The sequence below is a fragment of the Streptomyces sp. NBC_01216 genome (assembly GCF_035994945.1).
In the GTDB taxonomy this organism is placed as follows: Bacteria; Actinomycetota; Actinomycetes; order Streptomycetales; family Streptomycetaceae; genus Streptomyces.
Map to the genome: position 1 here is coordinate 2,217,830 of NZ_CP108677.1, position 12,109 is coordinate 2,229,938.

Sequence of the window (12,109 nt, forward strand, 5' to 3'; positions counted from 1 at the left end):
GCGGTCTTCGGCCGCCCAGAGGTCACCCGACAGGCGCTCAGGCACCGAGCGCCGCGCCGCCGTCCACCGTCAGGCCGTGCAGCGTGATGTGCGCGGCGCGGTCGGAGAGCAGGAAGAGCACCGCGTGCGCGACGTCCTCGGGCTGGGCGAGCCTCCCGAGCGGGATGCCCACCCGGTACGTGGCGGGCGAGCCCTCCACGGAGGGGCGGGTCGCGTCGCCGTCGCCGTACATGGTGGTGAGCATCGGTGTCTCGGTGGAGCCGGGGGCGACCACGTTGCAGCGGATGCCGTAGCGGGCCAGTTCGAGGCCGAGCGTCTTGGTGAGGCTGGTGGCCGCCGCCTTGGAGGCCGCGTAGGCCGCCATGTTCCAGCGCGGGATGCCCGCCGCGTTCGAGGCGACCGTGACGATCGCCCCGGAGCGGCGCGGCACCATCCGGTTGGCGACCGCGCGGCTGACGTGGAAGACGCCGGTCGCGTTGACCGCGAAGGTGGTGTCCCAGTCCTCGTCGCTGAATCCGGCGACCTCGCCGGTGCGCAGCACACCGGCGGCGTTCACCAGGTGGTCCAGCGGGCCGAGTTCGCGTTCGGTGCGGTCGACGGCGGCGTCGACCTCGCCGCTGGAGCGCACGTCCACGCCCAGCGCCAGGACCGCGGCGCCCTCCGTCCGCAGCTCCTTGGCCAGCGGTTCCAGCGCGGCCGGGTCGGCGTCGAGCAGCGCGACCCGCGCGCCGTCCGCGGCCAGCGCGCGGGCGACCGCCGCCCCGATCCCGCCCGCCGCCCCGGTGACCAGGGCCGTCTTCGGGTTCATCGCCGTTCCTTCCGGTGAGTGGGCGGCACCGTCAGGCCCGCGCGGGCGAGCCGTCGGGTCGCGAGGGCCTCGGTGCGCTGCCGCAGCCGGGCGGTGACGGCGTCGGCGTCGACGCCGAGGCAGCGCACGGTGAAGGAGCCGAGCGCCTCCAGGTAGTCGGCCTCCAGGACCTCCTCGTCGAGGCCGGTGGACCGGCCGTCCTCGACCAGGACCCGGCCGGCGACGACCACGGTGTCGACGTCCATGGAGCCGCCGAGGGCCAGGAAGCCCTCCAGCGGGCGGGGGTTGAGCAGGTAGCGCCAGTCGTCGGCCTTCACCAGCAGCAGGTCGGCCTGCTTGCCCGGTTCGAGGCTGCCGATCCGGTCCCCCTGGTCGAGTCCCCGGGCGGGCAGCCGGGTGGCCATCGCCAGCGCGTCGGTGGGCAGCACCTCGGTCGGGTCGGCGTACATCTCGTTGTAGATCTGCCAGGCCACCCTCATCGACTCGGCCATGCCGCCGATCGGCATGGCGGCGCCGTCGGTGGAGAGCGAGACGTCGAGTCCGGCCCGGCGGAACTCCGGGAACAGCCGGGTCTCGGTGAGGGACGCCTCCCCCGCGGGCCCGTACTTGGCCGGCGAGTGGCTGATGTGGGCGCCCGCGCCGATCAGCAGGGCCCGCTCGCCGGCGTCGGCGAAGGCGCAGTGCACCGCCATGAAACGGTCGGAGAGCAGCCCGAGGTCGGCGAAGCGGCGGACCGGGGTGGAGCCGTGGTACGCGAGCATCACCTCGGCCTCGTTGCGCAGCGCCCCGACGTGCGCGGCGAACGGCACGTCGAAACGGGCCACCAGCTCGGCGAATCCGGCGCCGAGTTCGTCGGTCATGTTGGTGCCGTAGACGGCGGTGGGCCAGGCCCGCACGAGCCCGTCGGGATCGTCCGAGCAGTCGATGAGGAGCTTCTCGATCCGCTGGAGTTCGCCGTCGGCGTCGCGGGTGCGGCGGAAGCGGCTGTCTCCGGGGGCGCAGACCGCGTCCGAGGCCCAGGTGCTCACCGTGAGGCGCATCCCGAGGTCGCGGGCGGCGCGGGCGAGCGCCTCCGGTTTGTTGAGGGAGCCGACATCGCCCAGGGCGGTGACCCCGGACCGCAGCTGGGTCCACATCGAGTACCGGGCGATGGCGAGCGCCTCGTCCGGTGTGAGCCGGTCGACCTGTCCGTGGAAGGAGTCGAAGATGACGGAGATCTGCGGGACGTCGCCGCCCAGGGCCATGAACACCGGTTTGTCGTCCCGGTCGGAGGCGTCGCGCAGGGCACCCTTGAAGGGGAAGCGCATCGCGAACATCTCGTGCCAGTGCGGGTTGACGAAGCCGGGCAGGATCATCCGGCCGCGGGCGTCGATGGTGCGCAGCCCGGCGCGTTGCTCGGGCCTGATCGCGGCCTCGACCTCCGCGACGGTGCCGACCGCGGTCAGCACGCCGTTCTCGGCGAGGACGGCGCCGTCGGGCACGACGCGGTCCGCGTCGTCGGCCGGGTAGAGGCAGCCGCCCTTGATCAGCAAGGCGTTCATCGGGCCACCTCCCCGTTCCGGGTGGTCCAGGCGTCGGTGAGGTGGTGGTGCCAGGCGTCGAGGGTGGGGGCGGCGGCGAGTTCGGCGAACTCGGCGGGCAGACCCTGGCGGCGCCAGCGGGTGGCGAGCCGCATCATCTCCAGGGAGCCGAGACCGAGGTGGACGAGGTGGTCGTCACCGGCGAGGGTGCCCGGCGGGACACCGAGCACGGCGGCGACCTCCTCCCGGAGTTCCTCGGCGGAGAGCGGTGTGGTGCGGGGTGCGGGGCGTGCGGCACGTATGCCGGCCATGGCGGTTCATCCTTTCCGGGCTGCGGTGCGGGCGGGCGGGGCCGCGACGGGTGCGGCGGTGACGGTGGCGACCTCCGGGGCGGGCAGGGCGGAAGGGGAGTCGACGGCGGCGGGGTCCCGGGCGAGGACGACGGTGCCGCCGGCCGTGAGGGAGCCGGGTTCGGGCAGGAGGGCCGCGGGTCCGGGCACGGGTGTCGCGGGTGCGGGCCGCTCGTCGCCGGAGGGGGCGGCGAGCTTCCAGTGGCGTGAGACGGCGGGGTCGGCGGCGGCTGCCGCGAGGACCTTCTTGTCGATCTTCCCGAGCGGGGTCAGCGGCAGGTCCGCCACGAACTCGGCCCGGTCCGGCAGCTTGTAGTCGGCGAGCCCGCGGGCGTGCAGCGCGGCCTTGAGCTCGGCCAGGGTGGGGCGTGCGCCGTGGTCGCGGGCGACCATGAAGGCGTAGATCCGTTCGCCGAGGAACTCGTCCGGCACGGGCACCACGGCCGCCGCCGCCACCCCGGGGCAGGCTTGCAGGTGGGCTTCGACCTCACCCGCGGCGATCTTGTCGCCGCCTCTGATGACGACGTCCTTGAGCCGTCCGCGCACGATCAGCCGGCCGTCCGCGGTGAGGGAGGCGAGGTCACCGGTGCGGTAGAAGCCGTCCTCGGTGAACGCCTTGGCGTTGTGCTCGGGTGCCCGGTAGTAGCCGCGCAGGGTGTACGGGCCCCGGGTGAGGAGCTCGCCGGTGACGCCCGCCGGGACCTCGGCCCCCCGCTCGTCGACGATCCGCAGCTCGTCGGCCGGGGACACCGGCCGGCCCTGGGTGTGCAGGACTGCGTCCGGGGCGTCGTCCGGGCGGGACATGGTCAGCAGCCCCTCCGCCATGCCGAAGACCTGCTGGAGGCGGCAGCCGAGCTCGGGGGTGACCCGGGCGGCCAGTTCGGGTTCGAGGCGGGCTCCGCCGATCTGGAGGACCTTCAGACTGGACAGGTCGGCGTCGGACCACTCCCGCTCGTCCAGCCAGAGCCGGGCCACGGTCGGCACCACCGAGGTCAGGGTGACGCGCTCCCGTTCGATGAGGCGGAAGCAGTCGTCGGCGGTGGGGTCCGGGGCGAGGACGACGGTGCCGCCGGCCGAGAGGGTGCCGACGACTCCGGGGCAGCCCCAGGTGAAGTTGAACTCCACGGGCAGGGCGGCCAGGTAGACGTCCTCGGTGGTGAGACCGGCCAGGGAGGCCACCGTGCGGGTCTGGTAGGCGTAGTCGTCGTGGGTGCGCGGGATCAGCTTGGGCAGCGCCGTCGTCCCTCCGGACAGCAGGAAGAAGGCCACGTCGGAGGGGTCGTTGGCGGGCAGCTCCAGCGGGTCGGCGTCGACCGTGTCCAGGGGGACGACCGCGGGCGAGTCGTACTCGCCCTGAGCGTAGATCCTGCGCAGGGCGGGCAGTTCGGCCGCCATCTCCAGGGCGAGCGCGGTGTGGTCGAAGCCGCGGAAGACGCCGGGGACGACGTAGCCGGACGCCCCGGACAGTTCGCACAGGTGGCGGATCTCGTTGGAGCGGTGCGAGGTGAGGGAGAACACCGGCTTCGCGCCGGCCCGGAAGAGCGCGAACGCCACCTCGACGAACTCGGGGACGTTGGGGAGTTGCAGCACGATCCGGTCGCCGGGCTCGACGCCCTGGCGGACGAATCCGGCGGCGGTGCGGTCCACCCGGTCGGCCAGTTCCCGGTAGCCGATCCGGCGTTCGCCGGAGACGAGCGCGGTGGCGTCGCCGTACCGCTCGGCCCAGGCCCGGGGCAGCGCGCCCAGGTCGGTGCCGTTCCACAGGCCCTCACGGCGGTAGCGCGCGGCCGTCTCGGCGGGCCGGGGGGTGCATCCTTCGAGCATCACAGGTCTTCCTCCTGTCGTGCGGTACCGGGCAGATAGGGGGCGGTGATCTCCACGACCGCGCAGGCGACCTCCATGCCGGGCCCGGCCGCGAGCAGCAGGACACGGTCCCCGGGGGCGATCTCGCCCCGTGTCCAGAGGCGTTCGAGTCCGATGAAGGGGTCGGCGGCGCCGACGTGCCCGATGCGCCGGGCGAACTCCCAGGTGCCGTCGGCGGCCTCGATCTCCAGCGGGTCGAGGTAGATGGTGTGCAGGGCTCCGTCGGCGTAGTTGGTGTGGCAGATCCGGGCGATCTCCTCCAGGCTGGTGTCCGCGTCCGCCAGGGCTCGGCCGACGGCCTCGGCGACGACGTCGCCGAGGTGGACCTTGGGCGGCGCGGCGCCCTCGGCCCACCGTCGGCGCCAGTGGTCGCTGCGCTCCTCGAAGTTGAGGGAGCGGCCGACGGTGATGCCGGGCGGGAAGAGGTCCTCGCCGCCGCGGTGCAGTTCCTCCATCGACGGGGCGGAGACCGAGCCGACGGACAGCAGCCGGGCGAAGCCCGCGCGCCGGGACAGCACGGCGGCGGCGCCGCCGTCGGCGAGCAGGAACAGCCGGGAGGAGTTCCAGCGGTCCACCAGCGGTGCGGAGAAGTTGTCGGCCGCCGTGAGCAGGACGGCGTCCTTGCCGTCGTCGGCGGCGAGCCGGTGGGCGGCCATCTCCAGGGCCGTCAGCATGCCGAGGCAGCCGGGGCCGACCTGGGCCGCGCCGATCGGACGGTCCAGGGTGCGGTGCAGGACGTAGTGCGGGGCGGACCAGCCGTCGGGTCCCTGGTGGTAGGTGGCGCAGTGCAGCAGGGCCCCGTAGTCGTCGGGGGCGAGGCCGGCGCGGGCGGCCCGGCGCAGGGCGGTGCGAGCGGCCCGTACCGCGATCTCGGGGGCCGGGAGGTCTCCGGCGACCCGGACGGCGAGCATCCCGGAGGCCGTACGGTCGGCGTCCTGGTACCAGCCGTGGGTCACGGCGTCGGCGGTGGTGACCTCCTCGGGCAGCCAGCTGCCGAGGCCGGCGAGGTGGAGCTCGGTGGTCACCCTCATCGTGTACCGCCCGCCCCGGCCGGGACGAGGAACCGGGCGACGCTGTCGAGCTTCTCGCAGGTCTCCTCGAACTCCCGCTCCGGCGTGGAGTGTCCGACGATCCCGGCGCCGGCCCGCAGCCAGGTGCGCCCGTCCTGGCGGTAGGCGCTGCGCAGCACCAGGGCCGCGTCCATCGCGCCGGTGTGGTCGACGGTCAGGACGGCGCCGCTGTAGAGACCGCGGGATTCCGGCTCGTGTCGGCGGATGGAGTCGTAGGCGGCGGACTTCGGGACGCCGGACGCGGTGACGGCGGGGAAGACCGCCCCGAAGGCGTCCCAGGCCGCGCGGCCGGGGGCGAGCTGTCCGGCGACGCGGGAGGCGAGGTGCTGGACGCTGCCGCGCTCGCGGATGGCCATGAACTCGGGGACCTCGACGGAGCCCTTGACGCAGACGTCGACCAGTTCGTCGGCGCCGACCTTGACGGAGATGGCGTGCTCGTAGACCTCCTTGGGGGAGCCGAACAGGTCGGCGCGCAGGGACTCGTCGGTGAGGAGGTCGCCGGTGAGGGCGCGGGTGCCGGCCAGCGGCTGGCTGACGACCCGGCCGTCCTCGGAGACCTGGACGACGATCTCCGGGCTGAAGCCGATGGCCTCCGTGCCGCCCAGGTTGAGCATGAAGGAGCGGGCCGGGTTGTTGCCGCGGCGGCCGGCCACGTAGGTGCCGGTCAGGTCGACGTCGTCGTCGACCTCGACGACGCGGGACAGGATCACCTTGTGCAGGGCGCCCGCGTTGATCTCGTCGACGGCGAGCCGGACCGCCTCGCGGTACTGGGGGCCGCCGGTGGCGTGCACGTCCAGCGGCCGGGGCTGTCCGGCGGTGGCCGGCGAGGCGCTGGAGACGGTGGTGAGCAGGGCGTCGAGGGTGGCCTGGTCGGCAGCGCGCAGCAGGGCGTGTCCGGCTTCGAAGCGGACCTCGGCGCGCGGCACGACAAGGTGCATCAGGCGTCCGTCGCCGATGCCGTCGAGGTTGCCGTCCTTGGCGTAGGACAGCTCGAAGGTGGCCCAGCCGTAGGCCCGCCAGTAGGGCACGGTGACGGTGTCGAGCAGTTCGGAGACCAGCCGCAGCGGCTGGTCGTCCCAGGGGCGGAAGACGTCCGGGACGTCCTCCTGGGTGAGCCGGGCGCCGGTGCGGTCCAGCGTCAGTTCGGCCCGCACGCCTCCGGCGTAGGCCCAGTCGCCGCCGTTCTCGTAGACGACGTACGAGTCGTGCAGTCCGGAGTCCGCGAGACGGGCGGCGACCAGCAGCGGGTCCTCGGTGAGCTGGAGCTGGGTCTCGAAGTAGTGGCGCGGGGCGATGGGGCTCATCGGGAGTTCCTCCTCCATAGCGGTTACCTTCAAAAACGATACGGAGGTAACAGCCTTCGCCCCAGGGTGTGTCGATTAGCCCTCCTGATCGAAGTGCGAACCCGGGCGCGGGCCACCGGCCGCCCGGCACGGCCCCCGAGACACGGCGAAGGGCCGCACGGCGACGCGTGGCCCTTCGGTGGTGCGGTGTGGGAGTGGTCCGGAGGTCCGGGTGGGCTACTTCACGTTGACCGCGGTCCAGGCGGCGGCGACCGCCGCGTACTCGGCGCCGCCCGTGCCGTAGAGGTCGCCGGCCGCCTCGAGGGTGGCGGTGCGGGCGCCCGCGTAGTCGGTGGAGGAGGTCATGTAGGTGGAGAGGGCCTTGTACCAGCTCTGGTATGCCTTGGTCCGGCCGATCCCGGTGACCGTCGAGCCGTCGGCGGTCGGCGAGTCGTAGCTGACGCCGTTGAGGGTCTTGGCGCCGCTTCCCTCGGAGAGCAGGTAGAAGAAGTGGTTCGCCGGCCCGGAGAAGTAGTGGACGTCCAGGCGGCCGACGCTCTTCGACCAGTAGTCGGCCGAGCTACCGTCGTAGTGGGCGTCGGCGGCGGCCGTGCCGGGCACGGCTGTCCGGGCACCGGTCGCCTTGGCGGTGGAGCGCGCGCCGCCCTTCCCGCGGTGCACGACGAGGTCGCCGCCGAGGACGGGCAGGTCCTCGCAGGTGCGCTCGTAGCGCGTGTGGACGGTGCCGTCCGCGCCCTTGACGACGTCGCGGACGACCAGGCCCTCCCGGCCGGACAGGCCGATCGCCCGCGCGGTCTGGGCGGCCTCGGCCTGGGCGCCCGTGATCGCGGCGGTGCGCTCGGCGGCCGGGAGGACCAGCGCGGTGGCGCCGTCCTCCCGCTCGGAGACGGCCCCGGCCGTTCCGCTCTGAACGCCCACGACGACCAGGGAGGCCGAGGCGAGCAGGGCGGCGGCACGCGAGGAGGGGCGGTGGTGCGAGGACTGCCGGCGGGTCACGCGGGCTCCTTCGCTGAAGCTGTGGGGGATGGCGCGGCGGTGAGCGTGGCAGCGAAAGAGCCTTGTCGACAGGTCTGCAACAAGGATTTGACCGTCAGTTGTCCGGAGGGCGATCAATCATGTCCGTTATGCGATCGGATCGACCTGCTTGGATACCTCGATGGAAAACCTTCTGTACGTCACCGACCTCGGCTACCAGGCGCGCGGCCGGCGCTACTGCGACGAGGACATCCACCTGAGCGGCCGACTGCGCGAGGAGTTCGGCGTCGCGCTCTGCCATCCGCGGGACGCGGCGGCGCTGATGGGCCGCTTCGACGCCGTCGTCGTGCGCAACAGCGGACCGGTCATCCACTACCAGGAGGCGTACGACGGTTTCCGTGCCGCGGCGCTCCGCGACGGTGTACGGGTGTTCAACTCCCTCGACGGGAAGGCCGACATGGCCGGGAAGGAGTACCTCCTCCAGCTGTCGAGGGAGGGCTTTCCGGTCATTCCCACGGCCGGACGACGCGAGGAGTTCCACCGGCTTCCGGAGGCCGGCACCTACGTCGTCAAGCCGCTGCTCGGCGCCGACTCGGTGGGCCTGCGCTTCGTGGAGCGGGCGGAACTCGACGACGTGGACCCCGCCGGAATGCTGGTTCAGCCGCGCGTCCCGTTCGTCTACGAGGTGTCGTTCTACTTCGTGGGGCGCGCCTTCCAGTACGCGCTGTACGCCCCCGACCCCGAGGCGCGCTGGCTGCTGCGGACCTACGAACCGACCGCCCGGGACCTGGAGTTCGCCCAGCGGTTCGCGGACTGGAACGAGCTGTCTCACGGAATCCAACGGGTGGACGCCTGCCGGGCACCCGACGGGGAACTCCTGCTCGTGGAGCTGGAGGACCTCAATCCCTACCTGTCGCTCGACCTGGCCGGGGAGGCGGAGCGGGAGGCGTTCGTCGCCGCGATGAAGAGCGCGCTACGGGAGCTGCTGGCGTAGCCGCCCGGAGGCGGAGGGGCGGTCCGGGGCGGAGGGGCGGTCCGGGGCGGAGGGGCGGTCCCGGCCGGGGCGCCGCCGGCAAGGGGGCGGGCGCGGCGACCAGGGGGCGGGGGCGGCGACCAGGGGGCGGGCGTGGCGAGGGCGCGGGCTTCACCCGCGCCCCTCCCCCGCGACGCCGTCAGGCGCTGCGCCTGCGCGGGGTCGCCTTCTTCTCCGGCCGCTTCCCGGCGGCACCCTTGGCGTTCCCCCCGGCCGCGCCCTTCGCCGACGAGGCGCTCTTCGTGGCAGCGGTCCCGCTCGCCGCGGTCTTCTTCGCGGAGGTCTTCTTCGCGGCCGTCTTCGCGGTGGACTTCCGCGCCGGCGCGGCCGTCTTCTTCGCCGTGGTCCTCGACGTGGACTTCTTGGCGTCCGTCTCCTTCGGGGCCGGCCGGGTCGGCCGTCCCGCCTCCTTGCGCGAGGTCAGCGCCGTGACCGACGCCTCCGCCGGCTCCTCGCCTCTGGCCTCCTTCGCCGCCCGGACGCTGTTCTCCAGTGCCGCCATCAGGTCGATGACCCGGCCGCCGTCCTCCGCCTCGGGCTCCGGGGGCGCGACCCCCTCGCCGCCTTCCGCCTTGGCCGCGACCATCCGTTCGACCGCCTCGCGGTAGTCGTCGTGCAGGGAGTCGAGGTCGACCTCGCCCAGTGTCGCCATCAAGGCGTCAGCCAGGTCGAGTTCGGCTTCCCGGACCGAGACGGGCGTTTCCGGGGCGACACCCTCGGGCGCGCGGATCTCGTCGGGCCACAGCAGCCCGTGCATGGCGATGACGTCGTCCACGACCCGTAGCATCCCGAGCCGTTCGCGCCCCCGCAGGGCGTACTTCGCCACCGCCACCCGGTCGCTGCGCTTGAGCGCCTCGCGCAGCAGCGTGTACGGCTTGGCCGCCGCGGCGCCGTTGGCCGAGAGATAGTACGCCGCGTCCATCTGGAGCGGATCGATCTCACCGGCGGGCACGAAGGACACGATCTCGATCGTCCGCGCCGTCGGTAGCGGCAGGGACGCCAGGTCCTCCTCGGTGATCGGGATCATGGTCCCGTCGGCATCCTCGTACGCCTTGCCGATCCCGGCCTGGGAGACCTCCTCCCCGTCCAGCTCGCAGACCTTGCGGTAGCGGATGCGCCCGCCGTCCTCGGTGTGGATCTGGCGGAAGGACACGGAGCGGCTCTCGGTGGCGTTGACCAGCTTGATCGGGATGCTGACCAAGCCGAAGGAAATGGCGCCGTTCCATATGGATCGCACGTTTATTCCCTTTCTTCGGGATTGAACGAGTCTGACCGTTTCGTGGGATTCTCATCGTATGACGCCGATCACGGAGGTGGAGGGGCGGCGCCTCGCGCTCAGCAATCTGCACAAGGTGCTCCACCCGGCCACCGGCACGACCAAGGGCGAGCTGCTGCACTACTACGCCACGGTCTCCGCCGCGATGCTGCCGCATCTGCGCGACCGGCCGGTGTCCTTCCTGCGCTATCCGGACGGGCCCGGCTGCCAGCTCTTCTTCACCAAGAACCCGCCGCCCGGCACGCCCGGCTGGGTGAGGACCACCCCCGTGCCGCGCTCCAAGGACCCCCGTGCCCGGCAGGTGATGATCCAGGACCTGCCCTCGCTGATGTGGGCGGCGAACCTGGTCGTGGAGTTCCACACGCCGCAGTGGCGGGCCGGTGCGCCCGCGGTCGCCGACCGGCTGGTCCTCGATCTCGACCCCGGGCCGCCGGCGACCGTGGTGGAGTGCTGCCGGGTGGCCCTGCGCCTGCGGGAGCGCCTCGCGGCCGACGGCCTGGAGGCGTTCGCGAAGACCTCCGGCGCCAAGGGCCTGCATCTGCTCGTACCCCTGGAGCCCACCCCCTCCGGAGAGGTCTCCGCGTACGCGAGGGAGCTGGCCGTGCGGGCCGAGGCGGAGCTTCCCTCGCTCGTCCTGCACCGGATGAACCGGGCCCTGCGGGCCGGCAAGGTGTTCGTCGACTTCAGCCAGAACGCCGCCGCCAAGACCACCGCGACGCCCTACACGCTGCGTGCCCGGGAGCGCCCCACCGTCTCCGCGCCGGTGACCTGGGAGGAGGTAGCGGCGTGCCAGAGCCCCGAGCGGCTGGTGCTGCTGATGGACGACATCGCGCCACGTCTGGAGCGGCACGGAGACCTCCTCGCCCCGCTCTTCGACCCCGGGCGGGCCGGGGCCCTGCCGTGAGCGGCGTCGTCCTGCGGCCCCCGGCCGGCGTGATGCGCCCCCGGGCGGCCGACGAGATCCCCGCGCGCGGCAGCGTGCCGGGCGGGCTGCAGTACTCCGTCAAGCTGGACGGCTTCCGGGCCCTCGCCTTCGTCCTGGAGGAAGGGCGGGTCTTCCTCCAGTCCCGCTCGGAGCGGGACCTGTCCCGCGAGTTCCCCGGGATCGCCGCGTGCCTGAGGGATCTGCTGCCGGCGGGCACCGTCCTGGACGGCGAGCTGTGCGCGTACCGCGAGGGACGGCTCAGCTTCGGCGACCTGCTGCGCTCGCCCGGGGACCGGGCGCGGCTGGGCGTCCCGGTCTCGTACATCGCCTTCGACCTGCTCGCCCTGCCCGGCCGGGACGTCCGCCCGCTGCCGCTGAGGGAGCGCTGGGACCTCCTCGGGAGCGCCCTGGCGGACGCCGCGCCGCCGCTCCAGCGGGTGCTGGCGACCGAGGACGAGGACACCGCCCGGGACTGGTTCCGCGACCTGCGGCCGGTGGGTGTCGAGGGCCTCGTGGCCAAGGCCCTGGACTCGGCGTACCGGCCCGGCGCGACCTGGTCGTGGCGCAAGATCCGGCACGCCGACACCCTGGACGGCGCCCTGCTCGGCGTCTTCGGCCCGGCCGACCGGCCCCGGGCACTCCTCGTCCGCCTCCCCGACGGCCGCGCCGTGGCGACCTCGCCCCGGCTGACCCCACCGCAGTCGCGCCAGGTCGCCGAACTCGTCCACAGCCGGCTCGGCGAGCCCGCGGCCGATCCGGACCACCCCGACCTGGGGGTGGTGCGCCCGCTGACCGACCCACTGGTCGTGGAACTGCGCCAGACGGCCGGCCGCCACGAGACGGCGCGCTTCGTGCGGTTCCGCGCGGAGGGATGACCCGGCGAGGGGGCGGCGCGGGGGCGTGGCGTGCGGAGGAGGACGGGCCCGGGGCGCGTACGGGGCGAGCCGGGGTGTGGGGCGAGCCGGGGTGTGGGGTGCGCCGGGGA

The 12,109-nt window shown here is 73.6% G+C and carries 10 protein-coding genes and 2 pseudogenes; 3 read left to right on the top strand and 9 right to left on the bottom strand.

Annotated features, from left to right (window positions below):
• Positions 1–37: 37 nt before the first annotated feature.
• The 8 genes and pseudogenes from OG393_RS09285 to OG393_RS35460 all read right to left on the bottom strand — a co-directional run.
• On the bottom strand, positions 38–808 hold the full coding sequence (locus tag OG393_RS09285; RefSeq protein WP_327374162.1) for a 2,3-dihydro-2,3-dihydroxybenzoate dehydrogenase: 771 nt from the start codon (positions 806–808) through the stop codon (positions 38–40).
• The gene (locus tag OG393_RS09290; RefSeq protein ID WP_327374163.1) at positions 805–2,349 is read right to left on the bottom strand and encodes an amidohydrolase family protein; all 1,545 of its coding nucleotides are present in this window, start codon (positions 2,347–2,349) and stop codon (positions 805–807) included. The genes OG393_RS09285 and OG393_RS09290 overlap by 4 nt, the downstream gene beginning before the upstream one ends.
• Positions 2,346–2,639, bottom strand: coding sequence for a phosphopantetheine-binding protein (locus OG393_RS09295; protein WP_327374164.1), 294 nt, complete (start codon positions 2,637–2,639; stop codon positions 2,346–2,348). The genes OG393_RS09290 and OG393_RS09295 overlap by 4 nt, the downstream gene beginning before the upstream one ends.
• Before the next feature lie 6 nt (positions 2,640–2,645).
• A complete protein-coding gene (locus OG393_RS09300; RefSeq protein ID WP_327378366.1) occupies positions 2,646–4,502 on the bottom strand; it encodes a (2,3-dihydroxybenzoyl)adenylate synthase in 1,857 nt (618 codons plus the stop codon).
• Positions 4,502–5,566, bottom strand: a complete 1,065-nt coding sequence (locus tag OG393_RS09305) for a ketoacyl-ACP synthase III family protein (protein ID WP_442817280.1) — start codon at positions 5,564–5,566, stop codon at positions 4,502–4,504. Before OG393_RS09305 ends, OG393_RS09300 begins: the two co-directional genes overlap by 1 nt.
• A 2-nt stretch (positions 5,567–5,568) precedes the next feature.
• Entirely contained in the window at positions 5,569–6,915 is a 1,347-nt protein-coding gene (locus tag OG393_RS09310; protein ID WP_327374166.1) for a salicylate synthase, read from the bottom strand.
• Between the two features lie 216 nt (positions 6,916–7,131).
• A pseudogene (locus tag OG393_RS35455) lies at positions 7,132–7,482 on the bottom strand (M4 family metallopeptidase); the annotation flags it as partial.
• 84 nt (positions 7,483–7,566) lie between these two features.
• Positions 7,567–7,911: pseudogene (locus OG393_RS35460) on the bottom strand (M4 family metallopeptidase); the annotation flags it as partial.
• Positions 7,912–8,071: 160 nt separating this feature from the next.
• Between OG393_RS35460 and OG393_RS09320 the strand changes: the two are divergent.
• Positions 8,072–8,884 (top strand): hypothetical protein, encoded by an 813-nt coding sequence (locus tag OG393_RS09320; RefSeq protein ID WP_327374168.1) that lies wholly within the window; start codon positions 8,072–8,074, stop codon positions 8,882–8,884.
• A gap of 178 nt (positions 8,885–9,062) precedes the next feature.
• On the opposite strand, the gene ku is transcribed toward OG393_RS09320, so the two are convergent.
• Positions 9,063–10,160, bottom strand: a complete 1,098-nt coding sequence (gene ku / locus OG393_RS09325; RefSeq protein WP_327374169.1) for a non-homologous end joining protein Ku — start codon at positions 10,158–10,160, stop codon at positions 9,063–9,065.
• A gap of 58 nt (positions 10,161–10,218) precedes the next feature.
• Between ku and ligD the strand changes: the two genes are divergently transcribed.
• Together ligD and OG393_RS09335 are read left to right on the top strand one after the other, a co-directional pair.
• Positions 10,219–11,103 carry a non-homologous end-joining DNA ligase gene (gene ligD, locus OG393_RS09330; protein ID WP_327374170.1) on the top strand — a complete coding sequence of 295 codons (885 nt, stop codon included), beginning with the start codon at positions 10,219–10,221 and terminating at the stop codon, positions 11,101–11,103.
• The gene (locus OG393_RS09335; protein WP_327374171.1) at positions 11,100–11,999 is read left to right on the top strand and encodes an ATP-dependent DNA ligase; all 900 of its coding nucleotides are present in this window, start codon (positions 11,100–11,102) and stop codon (positions 11,997–11,999) included. Before ligD ends, OG393_RS09335 begins: the two co-directional genes overlap by 4 nt.
• Positions 12,000–12,109 lie beyond the last annotated feature (110 nt).

What these genes read in the sequence shown, in the direction of transcription:
- OG393_RS09285 (WP_327374162.1), bottom strand. Translation starts at nt 808, where the DNA reads ATGAACCCGAAGACGGCCCTGGTCACCGGGGCGGCGGGCGGGATCGGG.
- OG393_RS09290 (WP_327374163.1), bottom strand. Translation starts at nt 2,349, where the DNA reads ATGAACGCCTTGCTGATCAAGGGCGGCTGCCTCTACCCGGCCGACGAC.
- OG393_RS09295 (WP_327374164.1), bottom strand. Translation starts at nt 2,639, where the DNA reads ATGGCCGGCATACGTGCCGCACGCCCCGCACCCCGCACCACACCGCTC.
- OG393_RS09300 (WP_327378366.1), bottom strand. Translation starts at nt 4,502, where the DNA reads ATGCTCGAAGGATGCACCCCCCGGCCCGCCGAGACGGCCGCGCGCTAC.
- OG393_RS09310 (WP_327374166.1), bottom strand. Translation starts at nt 6,915, where the DNA reads ATGAGCCCCATCGCCCCGCGCCACTACTTCGAGACCCAGCTCCAGCTC.
- OG393_RS09320 (WP_327374168.1), top strand. Translation starts at nt 8,072, where the DNA reads ATGGAAAACCTTCTGTACGTCACCGACCTCGGCTACCAGGCGCGCGGC.
- ligD (WP_327374170.1), top strand. Translation starts at nt 10,219, where the DNA reads ATGACGCCGATCACGGAGGTGGAGGGGCGGCGCCTCGCGCTCAGCAAT.